19 protein-coding genes are annotated in these 18,715 nt (G+C 32.3%); 13 read left to right on the plus strand and 6 right to left on the minus strand.

Going from position 1 to position 18,715, the window contains the following annotated elements; translation table 11 throughout:
* The first annotated feature begins 8 nt into the window (after positions 1–8).
* Both HXZ74_RS14300 and HXZ74_RS14305 read left to right on the plus strand, forming a co-directional pair.
* Entirely contained in the window at positions 9–3,164 is a 3,156-nt protein-coding gene (locus HXZ74_RS14300; RefSeq protein WP_038330602.1) for an efflux RND transporter permease subunit, read from the plus strand.
* Positions 3,165–3,166: 2 nt separating this feature from the next.
* A complete protein-coding gene (locus HXZ74_RS14305; protein ID WP_286475983.1) occupies positions 3,167–4,573 on the plus strand; it encodes an efflux transporter outer membrane subunit in 1,407 nt (468 codons plus the stop codon).
* A gap of 57 nt (positions 4,574–4,630) precedes the next feature.
* Here HXZ74_RS14305 and HXZ74_RS14310 read toward each other — a convergent pair whose 3' ends face one another.
* The 5 genes from HXZ74_RS14310 to glsA form a co-directional block, all read right to left on the minus strand.
* Positions 4,631–6,280, minus strand: coding sequence for a B12-binding domain-containing radical SAM protein (locus HXZ74_RS14310; RefSeq protein WP_286475986.1), 1,650 nt, complete (start codon positions 6,278–6,280; stop codon positions 4,631–4,633).
* A 29-nt stretch (positions 6,281–6,309) separates the two neighbouring features.
* Complete coding sequence (locus HXZ74_RS14315) at positions 6,310–7,017, minus strand: peptidylprolyl isomerase (RefSeq protein WP_084106814.1); 708 nt, start codon at positions 7,015–7,017, stop codon at positions 6,310–6,312.
* Between the two features lie 52 nt (positions 7,018–7,069).
* Entirely contained in the window at positions 7,070–8,029 is a 960-nt protein-coding gene (locus HXZ74_RS14320) for a YeiH family protein (protein ID WP_115000367.1), read from the minus strand.
* A 73-nt stretch (positions 8,030–8,102) separates the two neighbouring features.
* Complete coding sequence (locus HXZ74_RS14325; RefSeq protein ID WP_219033970.1) at positions 8,103–8,996, minus strand: LysR family transcriptional regulator; 894 nt, start codon at positions 8,994–8,996, stop codon at positions 8,103–8,105.
* Between the two features lie 6 nt (positions 8,997–9,002).
* On the minus strand, positions 9,003–9,944 hold the full coding sequence (gene glsA, locus HXZ74_RS14330; protein WP_376741536.1) for a glutaminase A: 942 nt from the start codon (positions 9,942–9,944) through the stop codon (positions 9,003–9,005).
* 184 nt (positions 9,945–10,128) lie between these two features.
* Between glsA and HXZ74_RS14335 the strand changes: the two genes are divergently transcribed.
* Together HXZ74_RS14335 and HXZ74_RS14340 are read left to right on the plus strand one after the other, a co-directional pair.
* Positions 10,129–11,145 (plus strand): YCF48-related protein, encoded by a 1,017-nt coding sequence (locus tag HXZ74_RS14335; protein ID WP_286475988.1) that lies wholly within the window; start codon positions 10,129–10,131, stop codon positions 11,143–11,145.
* Between the two features lie 246 nt (positions 11,146–11,391).
* Complete coding sequence (locus tag HXZ74_RS14340; RefSeq protein WP_286475990.1) at positions 11,392–11,808, plus strand: OsmC family peroxiredoxin; 417 nt, start codon at positions 11,392–11,394, stop codon at positions 11,806–11,808.
* Between the two features lie 53 nt (positions 11,809–11,861).
* Here the strand turns inward: HXZ74_RS14340 and HXZ74_RS14345 are convergent, their stop codons facing one another.
* Positions 11,862–13,712, minus strand: a complete 1,851-nt coding sequence (locus HXZ74_RS14345) for a CocE/NonD family hydrolase (RefSeq protein WP_286475992.1) — start codon at positions 13,710–13,712, stop codon at positions 11,862–11,864.
* A 173-nt stretch (positions 13,713–13,885) separates the two neighbouring features.
* On the opposite strand from HXZ74_RS14345, the gene HXZ74_RS14350 reads away from it, so the two are divergent.
* The 9 genes from HXZ74_RS14350 to HXZ74_RS14390 all read left to right on the plus strand — a co-directional run bounded on the left by HXZ74_RS14350 (position 13,886) and on the right by HXZ74_RS14390 (position 18,668).
* Positions 13,886–14,332: an SRPBCC domain-containing protein gene (locus HXZ74_RS14350; protein ID WP_286475994.1), complete on the plus strand. Its 447-nt coding sequence runs from the start codon at positions 13,886–13,888 to the stop codon at positions 14,330–14,332.
* Positions 14,333–14,355: 23 nt separating this feature from the next.
* Entirely contained in the window at positions 14,356–14,763 is a 408-nt protein-coding gene (locus HXZ74_RS14355; RefSeq protein ID WP_038330619.1) for an SRPBCC family protein, read from the plus strand.
* Positions 14,764–14,775: 12 nt separating this feature from the next.
* On the plus strand, positions 14,776–15,168 hold the full coding sequence (locus HXZ74_RS14360; protein WP_286475996.1) for a VOC family protein: 393 nt from the start codon (positions 14,776–14,778) through the stop codon (positions 15,166–15,168).
* Positions 15,169–15,171: 3 nt separating this feature from the next.
* Positions 15,172–15,627, plus strand: coding sequence for an SRPBCC domain-containing protein (locus tag HXZ74_RS14365; protein WP_115000354.1), 456 nt, complete (start codon positions 15,172–15,174; stop codon positions 15,625–15,627).
* Positions 15,582–16,562, plus strand: a complete 981-nt coding sequence (locus tag HXZ74_RS14370; RefSeq protein WP_147279986.1) for a DUF1801 domain-containing protein — start codon at positions 15,582–15,584, stop codon at positions 16,560–16,562. The genes HXZ74_RS14365 and HXZ74_RS14370 overlap by 46 nt, the downstream gene beginning before the upstream one ends.
* The gene (locus HXZ74_RS14375; protein ID WP_115000350.1) at positions 16,562–17,026 is read left to right on the plus strand and encodes a DUF1801 domain-containing protein; all 465 of its coding nucleotides are present in this window, start codon (positions 16,562–16,564) and stop codon (positions 17,024–17,026) included. Before HXZ74_RS14370 ends, HXZ74_RS14375 begins: the two co-directional genes overlap by 1 nt.
* Before the next feature lie 3 nt (positions 17,027–17,029).
* Positions 17,030–17,686: a DUF2461 domain-containing protein gene (locus HXZ74_RS14380; protein ID WP_115000348.1), complete on the plus strand. Its 657-nt coding sequence runs from the start codon at positions 17,030–17,032 to the stop codon at positions 17,684–17,686.
* 28 nt (positions 17,687–17,714) lie between these two features.
* A complete protein-coding gene (locus HXZ74_RS14385) occupies positions 17,715–18,161 on the plus strand; it encodes a VOC family protein (protein WP_115002045.1) in 447 nt (148 codons plus the stop codon).
* A gap of 120 nt (positions 18,162–18,281) precedes the next feature.
* Positions 18,282–18,668 carry a hypothetical protein gene (locus HXZ74_RS14390; protein ID WP_286475998.1) on the plus strand — a complete coding sequence of 129 codons (387 nt, stop codon included), beginning with the start codon at positions 18,282–18,284 and terminating at the stop codon, positions 18,666–18,668.
* The last annotated feature ends 47 nt before the right edge of the window (positions 18,669–18,715 follow it).

The following is an 18,715-nucleotide window of genomic DNA, read 5'->3' on the forward strand; positions in this document are numbered from 1 at the left end:
AAATAGATATGTTAAAAAAGTTTATTGAAAGACCCGTACTATCTACGGTAATTTCTATCCTTATATTGATATTGGGTATACTGGGGCTTATATCGCTTCCGGTAACACAATATCCAGATATTGCACCCTCTACTGTAAAAATTTCAGCTTCGTATCCCGGAGCGAATGCAAAGACAGTAATGGAGTCTGTAATTATTCCGATAGAGGAACAGGTGAACGGGGTTGAAGGAATGGATTATATTTCTTCTACAGCCTCTAATAACGGTTCTGCTTCTATCGATGTTGTATTTAAACCAGGTGTAGATGGAGATATCGCACAGGTAAACGTACAAAACCGTGTGGCACGTGCTACACCATTATTACCTTCGGAGGTAACTCGTTCTGGGGTTGTGACACAAAAACAACAGACGTCAGCATTGATGTTTGCTTCGTTTAGTTCAACAAACCCTAAATATGATGAGATTTATCTTCAAAATTATTTGAACATCAACATTATTCCAGCTTTAAAACGTGTAAACGGTGTAGGGGATGCAACTGTGTTTGGTGCGATGACTTATTCTATGCGTATTTGGTTAGATCCTTCTCGTATGGCAAGTTATGGTTTAGTTCCTTCTGAAGTTTCTGCAGCTTTATCTCAAGAATCTCTTGAAGCTGCTGCTGGTTCGTTAGGGGAAAACTCTGGACAATCATTCCAATATACAATTACATATTCTGGGCGATACAAGACAGAAGATCAATATCGTAATATTGTTATTAAATCTTTACCAAACGGACAGGTTCTTAGATTAAAAGATGTAGCGAATGTAGAATTTGGTGCTCAATCTTATGCAGGACGTTCTGCAATGGATGGAGATCCTTCTGCTGTATTTGCTGTTTATCAAACGCCAGGATCTAATGCACAAGAAATTATTGTAAACTTAAGAGCTGAGTTAGAAAAAGCTTCTAAATTATTACCAGAAGGAGTTTCTTACACTATCTTAATGGATACAAATACATTCTTAGATGCGTCTATTTCTAAAGTTGTTCACACAATGATAGAGGCGTTTATCTTAGTATTTATTGTTGTATATATTTTCTTACAAGATCTCCGTTCTACATTAGTACCATTGATTGCGGTACCAGTGTCTATTATTGGTACATTCTTTTTCCTTAATTTGGCAGGATTCTCGTTAAACTTATTAACGTTATTTGCCTTAGTACTCGCCATTGGTATTGTGGTGGATGATGCCATTGTTGTTGTGGAAGCCGTGCATGCTCGAATGGAGTCTCATCACGAAGCTCCTATGGATGCAACGAAAAATGCGATGGATGAAATTTCTGGAGCGATTATCTCAATTACATTAGTAATGTGTGCGGTGTTCGTACCAGTAACATTTATCTCAGGACCTACCGGAGTATTCTACAAACAATTTGGTATTACTTTAATTGTTGCCATTTTAATTTCGGCATTAAATGCCTTGACATTATCTCCAGCATTGTGTGCTTTATTCTTAAAACCACATCAAGAAGGAGAGCAAAAACGTAACTTTATTCAACGATTCTTTGATGCTTTCAATGCTTCATTTGATCGTATGACACATAAATATGGTAATTCATTCAAATTTTTAATTAAACACAAATGGATTTCATTCTTATTAATTATTCTTAGTGGAGTAGGAATTTGGGGTATTGGAAAAATGATGCCAACAGGTTTCGTACCAACTGAAGATAACGGATTTATTATTGGTAATATCGAATTACCAGCAGGTGCTTCTATGGACCGTGTGTATGAGGTTGAAAAAGAATTCCAGAAAAAAATTGAAAAAATTCCTGGATTAGATAAAGCAACAATTATCTCAGGTAACTCTATTATTTCTGGAGCTGGTTCTAACTATGGTATGATGTTCATTAAATTGAAACCATTCGAAGAACGTACAACAGATGCTTTATCAGTACAATCAATTATTGGACAATTATTTGGTGCTGCAGCTCAAATTCCTGATGCTCAAATGATTTTCTTCCAACCACCATCAATTCCAGGTTTTGGTATGTCTTCTGGTTTCGAATTGAAATTATTAGATAAAACAGGTGGAGATATTGCTGATTTTGATAAAGTTGCTAAGGAATATATTGGTGCTTTAATGCAACGTCCAGAAATTATGTATGCTCAAACTTCTTTAAATACAGGTTTCCCTCAATACGAAATCGATGTTAATATTGAAAGAGCAAAACAATCTGGTGTTTCAGTAAGTTCTATTTTCTCAACTTTACAAGGATATATTGGAGGATTATATGCAGCTGACTTTACACGTTTTGGTAAACAATACCGTGTGTACATTCAAGCTTCGCCAGATGATCGTATCAATGAAACAAGTTTAAATAAAATGTTCGTGAAAACGGATGCAGGTTCAATGACACCAGTTTCACAATTTGTGACTTTAAAACGTGTATATGGTCCTAACTCTGTTAACCGTTTCAACTTATTTACATCAGCTAATATTACAGGAGCTGTAAAACCAGGATTCTCTACAGGTGATGCAATTACAGCAATTAATCAAGTTTCTGAACAAACATTATCTACTTCTTACGGAACTGACTTTACAGGTCTTACTCGTGAGGAGATTAATTCAGGTTCTCAAACAGCAATGATTTTTGCTTTATGTATCGTATTCGTGTACTTTATTTTATCTGCACAATATGAATCTTATGTTTTACCATTCGCAGTATTATTATCTGTTCCTTGTGGTATGATGGGTGCATATTTATCTCAATGGTTAGCTGGATTAGAAAATAATATTTATTTCCAAATTGCCTTAATCATGTTGGTTGGTTTACTCGCCAAAAATGCCATTTTGATTGTAGAGTTTGCATTACAAAGACGTGTACACGGAATGTCAATTATTCAGGCAGCTATAGATGGAGCGAAAGCTCGTTTACGTCCAATTTTGATGACATCTTTTGCCTTCATTTTAGGATTAATGCCATTAGTATTTGCAACAGGTGTATCATCTGCTGGTAACCGTTCTGTAGCAACAGGAGCAGCATTTGGTTTATTAGTAGGTACAATTTTAGGTTTATTTGTTATTCCAGTATTGTTTGTTGTTTTCCAAACATTACAAGAAAAAGTTAAACCAATTAAATTTGATCGTCCACAAGAAGAAATTGAACATAATAATTCAATCTAAAAATGAAAAAGTACAGAATATTTAATATTACTTTAATCGCAGCTGGATTGTTTGCTGTTCAGTCTTGTTTCGTAGCAAAAGATTATCATCGTCCTGAAGCTGTTGTAAATGAAGCAAATTTCAGAACAGATGTTATTGCAAAAGACAGTGCTAGTGTTGCAACTGTTTCTTGGAAACAAATTTTTACAGACACTCAATTACAAGCTTTGATTAATCAAGGTTTACAAAATAATTTAGATATACGTTCGGCACTGCAAAATATTGCAGTCGCTGAGGCGTATGCTAAACAAGGTAAAGCAGGTTATTTACCAACTTTATCTGTTGGGCCAAAATATACGTTTACAGAAAACTCTCGTAACACTCAGTTTGGTGCATTGATGTCAAAACGTGCACAAAGTCAATACGAAGTTTCAGGGAACTTAAGTTGGGAAGCAGATATTTGGGGTAAAATTAGAAGTAATCAACGTGCATCTGCTGCAACTTATTTGCAAACTGTAGAAGCGCACAAAGCGGTAAAAACACAAATTGTTGCTTCTATTGCAAATGCGTATTACAACTTATTGGCTTTAGATGAGCAAAAAAGAATTTTAGATAAAACTTTAATCAACCGCGAGCAAAGTTTAGAAACAACGAAAGCTTTGAAAGAAGCTGGTAGTGTTACAGAAGTTGCAGTTAACCAAACAGAAGCGCAATTGTTCAATGTGAAATCATTATTGGTTGATGTTGAAAATGGAATTAAGATGAACGAAAATGTGATGAGTATTTTGTTAGGAACAAATCCTCAATCAATTAATCGTACAAACTTAGCTTCTCAGAAAATTAATGAAAAATTATCTGTTGGTGTTCCAGCTCAATTATTAGAAAATCGTCCTGATATCAAAGCTGCAGAGTTTGGATTGATGAACGCTTTTGAGAATGTTAACGTTGCGAATGCAAGTTTTTATCCTTCTCTTTCTATTACTGCAACAGGTGGTGTACAAGGAATTGATATCGATAAATTGTTTAGCGCGCAATCTTTATTTGCAACTGTGATTGGTAACTTAACTCAACCTTTATTACAACAACGCAAATTGCGTACGCAAAAAGAAGTCGCTTTAGCAAATCAAGAAAATGCTTTGATTAATTACAAAAGCAAAATCTTAAATGCAAGTAAAGAGGTTTCTGATGCGTTATACACTTACGATGCAGCAACGAAGAAAGCTGAATATAAACAAAAAGAATATCAATTATACAATCAAGCAATTACCTATTCTGAAGAATTGTTAAACTACGGTATGGCAAACTATTTAGAAGTAATTACAGCAAGAGACAATGGGTTAAATGCTGAATTGAATGTTGTTGATGCGAAATTATCATCTTTATCATCAATGGTCGAATTATATCGCGCTGTTGGAGGTGGATGGCAATAAGCAATTCTAATCTTAAGAAAAAAACCTCTCAAATATTTGAGAGGTTTTTTTATACTTCTATTTCTCTAAAACTTCGCAATGAATAATATTGTGAGAAGTTCCTACAAATTCTATTAACCAATTTTCAGTAGATTCTTCGATTCGATTTTCATCTTTCCAAATTTGATAATCAAATGAAATTGGAATTGAAACGAATTTACTCTTCGGATGCGAGGCAAGTTCACTCAAATCTTCTTCTATTTTTTGTTCCATTTCAAACAAATCTTTTGGTTTCGATTTATGGAAACTATAATAATCAATTGCGATTAATTCCAATACAATTTTATCGTTTGTAAATGTTTTCGCAAAATCAAATATCGTATGGAAAACATCATTCAATGTATGTTTATGGAACAAATGATGTTGCTCAAAATATTGTCCTAATCCCATCAAAAAATCAAAAATCGAATACTTTTGTGCAATATATTTCAGCGTTTCTGGCGTTCTTGGTTTGTTCCAATAAATCTCCAAAGCATTTTCTAAAGCCGTAATATTTTCTAAATCTTTTTCACTTAAAAAATCACTTTTGATAATTTGATAAGGCGGCATTGGATCAAAATGATAACCATAGTTTTCATATTTTTGACGAACTGGAGTCCCTTTCAGAAATTTCAGAAAACCTAATTGCAATTCGGGTGGATAAAGCTTGAAAGTTTCTTCGAAACTAAACTTCAAATCATCAATATACTCTAAAGGCAAACCAACTATCAAATCTAAATGCATTTCGATTCGGTCTTTTAATTGATTGATAACATTTGACGTTTTTTCAAAATTTTGCTTGCGCGAAACTTCTCGATTACTTTGTTGATTAACAGTTTGAATTCCAATTTCGAAACGGAAAAGATTTTTTGGAACTTTTTCGTTGATGAATTTGATAATATCTGGATGAACAATATCGGCAGTAATCTCAAACTGAAAAACATTTCCTTCACGATAATGATCCAAAATAAATTGAAACAATTCAATTGTAAAATCTCGTTTGATGTTAAATGTTCGATCCAAAAATTTGATTGTTTTTCCATGTTTCATCAAATACAACAAATTTTCTTTGATAGTTTCCATTGGCAAATAGCGCATTTTATTGTCTAAACTTGCCAAGCAAAACTCGCATTTATAAGGACATCCACGAGAAGTTTCGATGTAACAAACCTTTTTCTCCAAATCCGCTGGATTATCGTATTGATAAGGATTTCGACCTTTTAATCGATTAATATCAAATTGAATATTTTGTGCATTGAAAACAACTTTGTTCTCTTTTTTGTAAACTAAATTCGGTACATTTTCTATTGCGGGATAATTTGCTGCAAATTCCTCGAACGGAATTTCTCCTTCACCTACAATGATATAGTCGATATAATCATTTGCAATCACATCATCATATTCGTAACTAACTTCTGGTCCACCCAACAAAATTTTAGTTTCAGGAGAAATTTGTTTGATACGTTTACAAACTTCTAACGTCTGCGTAATATTCCAAATGTAGCAACTAAAACAGATAATATTGTATTTAACGCATTTTTCTGCAACTTCATCAAAGTCAGATTTAATCGTAAATTCTTTCCAAAAAATATTTCCATGATGATGATTTAAATCGTACAAAATACGAATTGCCAAATTGAGGTGAATATATTTTGCGTTTAAAGTCGTTAATAAAATTGATGATTGCATAATTTGTAATTGATTTGCAAAAATAATAATTAAAAACCTATCGCTGTACCGCCCAAAGAAACACTTGTTTTGTTATATTTTGTAGGCGTTTTTTTCTTTTTCACTTTGATTGAAAAAATAACAGGTTCTAATGGTAATTCGTTCTTTGTTTCAACTTCACTAATTTTCATGACTTTGTCTAAACCTTTTGTAATTTCTCCAAAAACTGTAAAATCATGATCTAAACGAGGCTGTCCGCCATTTTTTAAATATTCAGCGCGTTGTTCTGCTGTAAATTTGATTCCTTTTTTAGTTTCCAAATCATCTAATTCTTTCGCTGTAATTTTTTTTCCTACAACAAAATAAATTTGATTGTAATAAGAAGCTTTTTCTTTATTTCCATCTCGACCAGCACCTAAAGCTCCCATTTTATGAAAAGCTTTCGGATTAAATTCTGGCGCTAAACGAATCGGTTTTTGCTCTGGATGTTCGGCTTCTCGCGCCAAAATAGGATCATCTAATTCGCCTCCTTGAATGACGAAATCTTTCACAACTCTGTTAAATTGTGCATTTGTATAAGTTCCTTTATTAATCTCACTCAAAATCAAATCGCGATGTTTGGGAGTGAAATCATATAACATTACATCAAATTTTCCGTAATTAGTTTTGAATTTTAAAGTATAGGTTTGCGCAGAAACAAAACTCGAAATTGAAAATCCAATTCCGAGAGCAATATTTTTTAATAATCGATGATTCATTGTAAATTTTCTTGTTCTAAAGATAACAACAAATATAGAAATCTGAATGATTTTAAGCTAAATTCATAATCATAATTAAACTTCCAACACCAATAATTACCCATAAAATAATCGCCATTAATAACGGTTTGTAGCCGATATTTTTCATCATTTTGAATGATAAACTTGTGCCGATTAAGAATAATGTAAGCGTAAGAGCAGCTTTAGATAGATCGATAATAATTGGACTAAATTGATGGACAAAAGGTACATAGGTATTCACACAAATAGCGATTAAAAATAGACCAATAAACCACGGAATATTAATTTTTGATGTGTTGTTTTTGAAAAACAATAAGGTTAAAAACGATAATGGAATAATCCAAAGTGCGCGAGCTAATTTCACTGTTGTAGCGATTTGTAAAGCTTCTTCTCCGTATTTACTTGCTGCTCCAACGACAGAACTTGTGTCGTGAATTGCGATAGCGCACCATAAACCAAATTCGTGTTGAGATAAGTTGAATAAATGTCCAAGCGGTGGGAAAATCAATAATGCAATTGAGTTTAATGTGAAAACTACTGCTAAAGCAACCGAAATTTGATTGGGTTTTGCTTTTGTAATTGGCGCGATTGCAGCGATTGCACTTCCTCCGCAAATTGCTGTTCCAGCGGAAATTAGGTAGCCTGTAGCTTTTTCAATTTTGAAGAGTTTGGTAAATAAAAATCCTAAAATCATCAACGTAGAAATACTTACAACGGTGAATACAATTCCTTCTTTTCCTGCTTGTATAGCCGAAAAAATATTCATTCCGAATCCTAAACCTACCACAGCAACTTTCAGTAAAGTGTTTGATACTTTTCGTGATTGTACTTCGTATGGATTTCCAAATATTTGCGCAACAACAAATCCTAAAACTAATGCGATAGGAGAGCTTATAAAAGGCATTAAACATAGAAATGCACAAATTAAAAAGATAACTTTTTGTGTAGTGAATTGTTGAAATAAGCCTTTTTCTGAATGTATAATTTTCATGATTTGAATAATTTTATGGTACAAATTTCTTGTACTTATTATTCAAAAAGAAATGATAAAAAGTAATCTATTATTACTTTAAGTTATAACTATTGCAAAAATTAATAAACAAATTCACCAATTTAGATTGATCACCTTCTGGAATGATAAAATTGAAATTACGTTCTATCACAAGGTTTTTAATGTCAATAATAGTTAAAGTTTGATTTTTAAGTTCTTGTAAAATAGATTGAATTGATAAAAACGCTAAAGCATCAGAATGTAACACATACGATTTTATACTTTCTGTACTTCCCAATTGAATTTCGATATTGAGTTCATTTAGCTTTATATTTTTCGATTTTAAAGCTAAATCAATGGTTTCTAAAGTTCCAGAACCAGGTTCCCGAAAAACCAACGGAATGTTCTTTAAATCATCTAATTTGATATTATTTTTGGTAAAAATAGAATGATTTTGACGAGAAACTAACACAATTTCATCTTTCATAAACGGAAAATAATGAAACGTTCTATTTTTGATTTGAGCTTCAATTAAACCGACATCGATTTTATGATTTCCTAATAATTCTTCAATTCTTTCCGAATTTTGAATCACCAAACTCAATTGAATTTCAGGAAATCTTTTTCGAAATTCTGCCAAAATAGGAGGTAATACATATTGCGCAATTGTCGTACTTGCACCCAAACGTAAAATTCCTTTTTGTTTTTCTTGTAATTGCCCAATTTCAAATTCCATTTTTTGATAAACAGAAAAAATTTCTTCTGTATATTTTAATAGAATTTCACCAGCTTTGGTCAATTTTATTTTCGTCCCATTTCGTTCAAATAACTTAATGTTAAGATTTAATTCAATTTCTTTAATGTGTTTTGTAACAGCTGGTTGTGTTATGTTTAATTCGTTTGCTGCTTTCGTGAAATTCAATCGTTTAGCAACCGTATCAAAAACTTTTAATCTAAAATCGAACATAAGAAATTATTGAAATAAGCTTAAATTGTATTGCTTTACCAAATCCAAAATCATATGATATCCAGCTGCGGAATTCCCATGTTCGTCAAGTGCAGGACTGAAAACGCCGATACCAATTTTGTTTGGAACGGAAACGGTAATTCCGCCACCAACGCCAGATTTACTTGGTAAACCAACGGTGCGTGAATATTTGCCACTAAATTCATACATTCCAGCAGTCAACATTTGAGATTGAATTAACTGTGAGATTTCTGGATTTTTATACGTTGTATCACCATCAAAACGTGTGCATTGATGCGCAAAGAAATAACCAATTTTAGCTAAATCTTCGGCAGTTACTTCGATAGAACATTGTTTGAAATAGTTGTTCAACTTTTCTTCATCACCTTCAATCAAGCCATTATTTTTCATCAAATAAAACATTCCACGATTTTTGTGTCCCGTTTCTTTTTCAGAATTATAAACGGATTTGCTATAATCTATCGAATTATTTTTGGTGATGTAGCGAACCATTTCAAGGATTTTTTTGAAAGGAATTTCACCTTCACCATCAATCATAGAAGTTGTTAAAATCGCACCAGCATTCATCATTGGATTCAGAGGTTTTCCTGTCGTTTCAAGGTTTGCGTAATGATTAAATGGTTTATCTGTTCCGAAATAACCCATTTTAGAAAATACATTTTTCTCCCCTTTTTCTGTAACAGCAATCATCAACGCAATGATTTTAGAAATACTTTGAATTGTAAATTTTTGATTGATATCGCCAACATTTATCACTTTACCATTTTCATTAACTACAGAAAAAGCAATTTTATCCGCTTGCATTTTTCCTAATTCTGGAATATAATCGGCAACTTTTCCTTCTTTGTAAAAAGCTTTATTTCTCTCAAGAATATCGTTTAATGTTTTTTCATTAATCTGTAAACTTCTCGAACTATTTTTTGACATATTTTGTCCATAAACAGTTTGATTAATTGGATTAAAACATGTTAAAGTAAGACTTAGAAGTAATGTTGAGAATGTATATCGTTTCATTTTATTTGATGTAAAACACAAACTTAAAAAATATTTGGTTGATTCGCCGAGATAAAATAGTTTTATATAAAATGTAGAATCTAAAATTTATAAAAAAATGAAATATTTCGTCCTATTGTTATCGAGTTTGTCTTTTGCGCAAACCTATCAAGTGATTAATGAGGAAAATTCGTCTGTTAGTTACCGAGGTTTGGCTTTTCAGGATGCAAAAACGTTTATTGTTTCTGGCTCAAAAAATACAATTGGTAAAACGATAGATGGTGGTAAAACATTTAGTTGGATTAACCCGAAAGTTGTAGAAAATAGAGATTTTAGAGATGTAGAGGTTTTAGGAAAAGATAATTATTTGGCTTTAGGAATTGATTCTCCTGCCTATATTTTGCAATCGAAAGATGGCGGAAAATCGTGGAATAAAGTGTATGAGAAAAATGAAAAAGGTATTTTTTTAGATGCAATTTATGTGGATAAAACTTCAAAGAAAATTACTGTTTTAGGCGATCCAATGTCACCAGATAAACCATTTGTATTAACATCTTCGATTACTGATCCGTCAAAATGGGAAGTTGCAAAATCGCTTCATGGTCAGCCTTTGCGTTTAAAAAATCCGAAAGAAGCTTTTTTTGCGTCAAGTGGAAGTAATTTGTATGTAGATGCGAAGCAAACCTTGATTGTGACAGGAGGTGAGTTGTCAAATTTATACTATTATACGCCAAAAGGAGGTCAAATGTATGCGTTGGAAAAGACAAAAAGTTCTACTTCTGGAATTAATGGAATGGCTTATGACGCGACAAATAATGTTGGATACTTGGTTGGTGGTGATTTTACAAAACCAGAAGATTCGAGCTTTAATTTTTATAAATTTAAGTTGGCAAATGGAAAAATTACCTTTCAAGATTCTTGGAAATATCCAACAGGATATAAATCTGGCGTAACAATTATTTCAAAAGATAAAGTCTTGGTTTGTGGCTATTCTGGAGTAGATTATTCAGCGGATGGAGGGCACAATTGGACAACTATTACACAAGATAGTTACAATACGTGCACAGTTTCGCCAGATAAAAAATATGTGATTTTGGTGGGAAATAAAGGAAAGATTGGAAAAGTTACGTTATAAATTATTCTAAGATTAAAATTAGATTAGAAATTGATTTTCAATTTTATAAATAATCATTTTCTTAGTATATTCGAATAACCTAATACAATTCATAGTAAAGGGTGGTTAGTAGTTTTTTTAGCAAAAGTTCAGATAATTTTATCTGAACTTTTTTCGTTAAAATTATTCTTAAAGTTGAGAATTTATTCTTCTAATGATTTCATAATCTTTAACTTTAATAAAATTCAATCTAAAAAATATTCAAAAATGAAAAGAAGTGCAAAAGCAGTTTGGAATGGTTCGGTTACAGAAGGATCAGGAACACTAACCACACAAAGTACAGTATTAGATAATACACAATATTCGTTCAAAAGTCGATTTGAAGAAGGAGTAGGAACAAACCCAGAAGAACTTTTGGCAGCGGCTCATGCAGGTTGTTTTACAATGAAAACATCAGGTTTATTAGGAGAAGCAGGATATACAGCAGAAAAATTAGAAACCGATTGTAAAATTGTTTTTGAAGGAGGAAAAGTTATTCGCTCAGAATTAAGTTTAACAGCAAAAATTCCTTCGATTACAAATGAAGAATTTCAGAAAATAGCAAAAGAAGCAGAAGAAACTTGTCCGATAAGTGTTTCATTTAGCTTCGAAAAAGTATTGGTGTCTGCAGTTTTAGTGGAATAAATTGTTAGAATCAAAATAAAAAATCCAACAAATTACTTGTTGGATTTTTTTTGTTATTTCAAAACAGGAATTTCGATATAAGAATCGTGATAAATTCGTTGTGTTTGTTTCAAGAAATCTTTCGCAGTTGCTTCGTAAACATTCATAAATTGTTGCGGATTACGGTCGGCTAAAGGAAACCATGTATTCTGAACTTGAATCATGATACGATGTCCTTTCTTGAAAGTATGTCCAACATCTGGCATAGAATACGTCACGTTTGTTTTCTGATTAGGAACCATTGCTTCGGGTTTTTCAAAACTATTGCGGTATTTTCCTCGCATAATTTCGGCACGAATCAAATTTTGATATCCAGCCATCAATTTTCCGTTATATTTTGGTGTATCTTCAGGAAAAACATCAATCAATTTTACTACATAATCAGCATCTGTTCCCGTTGATGAAACAAATAAGTGATTGATAATTGGACCTGTAATCGTCATATCTTCAGTTAAAATATCAGTTTGATAAACCATAACATCAGGACGAGTTGAGGCAAATCGTTGATCATCGACCATATATTCTCGCGGACGACTTTCTAAAACACCACCTTGATATGGAACTGGATTATTTGGGTCTGCTACATATTCATCAAAACTTGCGTTATTTGCTTGTTGAAAAGAAATTTTTCCGTTGGCTTGCAAATACATTTTCTGAGTTGACACATTCTTTGGAGGCCAAGTATCAAACTGTTTCCACTCGTTAGAACCTGTGATAAAAATTTGCGCTTCTGTTGGTTTGAAATTTCCTTTATCTTTTAAATAATAATTGAAAAAAGGCAACTCAATTTGTTGCTGATAATATTCTCCAGTTGGTGTTCCAAACTGCATATCACCAAATGTATCGGCTTTAGAGCGAACCCAACCACCATGAAACCAAGGTCCAGCTACCAAAATATTTGTTGCATTCGGATTTTGTTTTTCAATTGCTTTATAGGTTTCAAATGCACCATAAACATCTTCTGCATCAAAGAAACCACCAACCGTCATCACGGCAGGTTTCACATTGGTAAGATGTGGCAAAGGATTTCGATCTTGCCAAAATTGATCATAATCAGGATGCGCAAACAAATCATTGTAGAATTTGATATTATCTTGGAAATATTTATCCTTCAATTCCTTTACAGATTCTCCTTCCAAATAAAAACGGTAATTATCTTTTATTGGATATTCTAATGATTTTGGACCTTTATCTGGCGTAATTGGTTGTGGTCGTTTTACACCAAATGACGACATGAATTTGAAAGAATCATTCAGAAATAGAACACCATTGTGATGAAAATCGTCGCCTAAAAACCAATTCGTAACTGGTGCTTGTGGCGAAACAGCTTTTAGCGTTGGATGTGAATTAATCAAACTCATTGTCGAATAAAAACCTGGATAAGAAATTCCATATATTCCAGCCTTTTGGTTGTAATTTTTCATGTTTTTTGCCAACCATTCCAACGTGTCGTAGGTGTCTGTACTTTCGTCTATTGCCTTTTTATTTTTCGTTTTATTAACTGGTCGTACATCTTCAAATTCGCCCTCGCTCATCCATTTTCCTCTCACATCTTGGTAGACGAAAATAAACCCTTCACGCATTTCTGCAGGGAAATTTCCAAGCGATTTTTTATACTCATTTGCTCCGTAAGGCGCAATTGTATAAGGCGTTCGATTAAGTAAAACAGGATATTTCTTGGTTTGATCTTTTGGCGTATAAATAGCTGTAAACAATTTTGTTCCATCTCGCATCGGAATCAATTGTTCGGTCTTTTCATAATGCTCTCTAACATAGGCAGAATCTGCTTTTGCATCTTGCGCATAGCTAATTCCACTCATCAAAATAAGACTAAGTAGAGTTGCTTTTTGAGTAAATTTTTTCACGTGTTTATCAATTTTACAATACTATAAATGTAAAAAACTTTTAAATTTTACACTTATAAATCGAATTATTTTCTATAAATGATTTCAATATCGATAAAGTTTTAATTATTTTTTATGAATTCGAAAATTCGAACACTTTTTTTGACTAAATTAGTTAGCCAAAATCAATTGAAATGAAGTTAACTGCAAAAGCAACAATTCAAATTCAGAAATCTAAAAATGAAGTTTTTGATGCGATTGTTAATCCAAATAAAATGAATCAATATTTTATTGCTTCTTCGACGGGTGCTATCGAAACTGGAAAAATTGTTGAATGGAAATTTCCCGAGTTTGATGATATTTTTCCTGTAATGGGAGGCGATTTAAAACAAGATGAATACATTTCTTTTGATTGGAGTGGTGGAGTTGATGATATGTTGGTGGAGATTTTTCTCGAAAAAGGAGAAAATGATTCGACAATTGTTAAAGTCATTGAACATGAAATGAATGATGATGAAGCTGGAATTAAGCAATTGATGGGACAAACAGAAGGTTGGGCGAATTTCTTGGCTTGTCTGAAAGCTTATCTCGAATACGGAATTAATTTGCGCAAAGGTGCTTTTGATTTTATGAAATCTTAAAAATCAACAAAAAAACTATACGTATGATCACAATCGAAACAATAATAAATGCTCCAATAGATCAGGTTTGGAAAGCTTTTAATTCTCCTGAAGATATTGTAAAATGGAATCAAGCTTCTGATGATTGGCATTGTCCAAAAGCAGAAAATGATTTGCAAGTTGGAGGAAAATTAAACAGTACGATGGCTGCGAAAGATGGCAGTTTTCAATTCGAATTTGAAGCTAAATATGACGAAATCATTCCAAATAAGTTTATTCGTTATTACATTGCAGATGGTCGCAAGGTTGAAATCAATTTTCATGAAGAGAATAATTTAACCAAAATCACAGAAAAATTTGAACCAGAAAGTCAAAATCCTACTGAAATGCAACAACAAGGTTGGCAAGCTATTTTGAATAGTTTCAAGAATTATGTTGAATCAAAACGCTAAAAATAGTAGAAGATGGATGAAAATAAATCGAAAATTGGTCAAATGGTTTGGGCTGATTTAACTGTTGAAAATTCAACTGAATTAAAAGATTTTTACAAAGAAGTGATTGGTTGGGAAGTCAAAAATGTTGCGATGAAAGATGGTGAAGAGAAATACAATGATTATGCAATGATGTCTTCTTCAGAAAATGCAGCTGGTGGAGTTTGTACGAAACGTGGGATGAATAAAGGAATTCCTTCGCAATGGATTATGTACATTAGTGTAGAAAATGTTGCGGAAAGTTTGCAAAAAGCGTTGGAAATGGGAGGGAAATCTATTCATGAGATTAAAAATAAAGAAGGAAATCTTCAATTTGCAATTATAGAAGATCCTGCTGGAGCTGTTTTTGGATTAGCAAATGCTTAAAATATGAAAAAAGTATCGTTTACAGAAGTTATTTATGCGCAGCCTAAGCATGTGCATAAAGTAATGATTGCACCAGATTCGTATAAAATTTGGACAAGGCCGTTTAGTGAAACTTCAGATTTTAAAGGAGATTGGTCCGAAGGTTCTCACGTTTATTTCACTTATGAAACTGAAAAAGGTTCGGCTGCGATGATTGCTACAATAGATGAAAATATTGTAGGAAAATCAATCAAAATGCGTCATATCGGAAAGCTGAACGAAGATGGTCAAGAGATTTTTGATGGACCAGAAATTGATGCGTGGAAAAATACAGAAGAAACCTATAAATTGGAAGATGTTGAAGGTCATACACGATTAACCTGTTCAGTAGAAATAGATGATCAGGTTTTTCCAGAAACTCAAGTCAGAGAAATGTGGATAAATGCACTACGCAAGCTGAAAGAGATTTGCGAGGAATAATGATGATGACAGATAATTTTACAACTATTGATGAATATATTCTTGGGTTTGATCAAGCCAAACAAGATATTTTAGAAAACATAAGAAAAATTATTTACGAAGTTGTACCACAAGCAACAGAAACGATTAATTATAAAATGCCCACTTTCCGATTAAATGGAAATGTGATTCATTTTGCGATGTTCAAAAATCATGTAGGGATTTATCCTGGAGCTGAAACAATCGAACATTTTCAAAATGATTTGACGGATTATAAAACATCAAAAGGTGCGATACAACTTCCTTTGGATAAAGCTTTACCGAAGAAATTATTGAAGGAAATTGTGTTGTATAAGGTTAATTTGATGAAAGATCTAAAAACTGGAGAATGGACAAAATACAAAGGAAATTGGACGCAAGCGAATGAGAAAATTCAACAAGTTGTAAATGAAACAGAACTTGTAAAAGAGTTTAAATGGGGTGGAGATATTTATACGTTCAATAAGAAAAATGTGTTGGCATTTAGTGGTTTCAAAAATCATTTTGCGTTGTGGTTTCACAATGGCGTTTTCTTGAAAGATCCATACAAAGTTTTGGTGAACGCAAATGAAGAAAAAACGAAAGCTTTGCGTCAATGGCGATTTAATTCTGCCGATGAAATTGATGTCGAAAAAGTAAGAGAATATGTCTTAGAAGCGATTCAATTGGTGAAAGATGGAAAAGAAATAAAACCTCAAAAATCTACGCCAAAAGAAGTTGATGGGATTTTGAAAGAAACTCTAAATCAAGATGATAAATTATTTACTTCATTTAAAGCTTTAACTCCTGGAAAGCAAAAAGAATACATCGAATATATTGATGAAGCAAAACAAGAGAAAACGAAAATTTCTCGTATCGAAAAAATAAAACCTATGATTATGGAAGGTAAAGGTTTGAATGATAAATACCGAAAATAATGCAATACGAAGTCGAAAATTTAGAAGAATATTTAACGTCAATTCCTGTAGAAAGAAAAGAAGCTGTTGAGAAATTAATTAAAATTTTGGCGGATAATTTACCCGCTGGTTTCGAGTTGCAGTTGAGCTATGGTCATCTTGGGTTTGTTGTCCCGCATTCACTTTATCCGAATGGTTATCATTGTGATCCGAAATCGCCGTTGCCGTTTATCAATATTGCTTCTCAAAAGAATTTTATTGCGTTATATCATATGGGAATTTATATGGATGATAAATTACTGAATTGGTTTGTTGATGAATATCCAAAATACTCAAAACGTAAATTAGATATGGGAAAAAGTTGTATTCGTTTCAAAAAAGTGGAAGATATTCCGTTCGAATTACTCGGAGAATTAGCACAAAAAATTACGCCACAACAATGGATAGAAAATTATGAAAAAGTTCTACTTACTCGAAAAAAATAAATCATGTCACAAATCGATAAATTTTTAAAAAAATTAGAAAAAAATAATAACCGCGAATGGTTTACAGAACATAAAGTTGAATTTGATACGGCGAAAGCGGAAGCAGATTCAATTTTCAATGCGATTTATCAACAATTAAGTAAAAAGGAAGAATTAGAACCGCTCAAAATTTATAGAATTTACAGAGATGTTCGTTTTTCTCACGATAAAACTCCTTACAAAACTCATTTTTCTGCGCAAACAGGTCGTAAAAAACCGCATAGTAGAGGTGGATATTATTTTCATATTCAACCTAATCATAATTTTATTGGTGTTGGTTTTTGGGGGCCAGAGCGCGATGATTTGCTTCGTATCAGAAAAGATATTGAAGTTTCGGATGAATTAGCAAAGATTTTGCAATCAAAAATGATTCAGAAAGAATTTGGAGAAATGCAAGGAGATGAAGTGAAATCTGCGCCAAAAGGTTTTTCTAAAGATCATGAACGAATTGAATTATTACGTAAAAAGCAATATTTATTTATCAAGAATTTCACGGATGAAGAAGTTTTAGCAAAAGATTTTCCGCTGAAAGTGGCGAAATCAATTCAAGTTCTTCAACCATTTTTAGATTATATGACCGAGGTTTTAACAACCGATGAAAATGGTCAACCATTATATTAAAAAAAATAATCACAAAAAATACAATATTATGGCTAAAGTACACGCTTACTTAAATTTTAACGGAGATTGCGAAAAGGCATTTCAGTTTTATGAAACTGTTTTTGAAACGCAAAATATTGGGATGTATAAAATGGGTGATATGCCGCCAAGTCCAGAATTTCAGATTCCAGAAAGTGCAAAGGATAAAGTTTCGCATGTGGCATTGTTTATTAATGAAACAACAATGTTAATGGGTTCTGATGTTGTCGAAGAATTTGGACAAAAATATCAAGCAGGAAATAACAATTACATTATGCTTGATGTCGATAATCCTGCAGAAGCGCATCAATTATATGATCGTCTTTCGGTGAATGCAAAATCATTAGAAATGCCTTTGGCAGAACAGTTTTTTGCTGAACTTTATGCGTCTTTTATCGATCAATTTGGAACACCTTGGATGATTCATTTTGAAGGGAATAAAGCGAATTCGATGTAAAATAAAATATTGTACTATTACCACAGATTTAATAACGAAATTGAACCTTAATAAAATAAATATGAAAGATTATCGAATTCATTTTTACAGTCAAATTTTGGTGAAATCTTATTTATATCCATGAAATATAGCTTTTTACTTTTAATAATTATTTTTACTTCGTGCAATTCGTATAATGTAAATCGCCTCGAAAAAAATGTTTCTTTAAATGAAAATAATACTGTTCAACTTAATTTAGAGGAACAAAAAAATTATGTCATTATAAAGAATGATTTTCCAGAGGGTTCAGATAAACTTCATGAAAAAATTGACCAATCTGTAAAAGGATTATTTAATGATGAAAATACGATTGTTAATTCATTAGAGTTTTATGATAAATACTATAAGTCGGATGAATTTATGAATTTTATAAATCATGATACTTATTATGATTATGCATTTATTGTAGAGTTAAAAGTAGAACCGTATATTCAAGAGGCTATTAGATTAGCAACTTTAAATAAGTAGTATTAAATTAGATATAACTGAAGAACCAAAGGAAATGAGGTGAACTA

The sequence above is a fragment of the Empedobacter sp. R750 genome (assembly GCF_030324345.1).
In the GTDB taxonomy this organism is placed as follows: Bacteria; Bacteroidota; Bacteroidia; order Flavobacteriales; family Weeksellaceae; genus Empedobacter; species Empedobacter falsenii_C.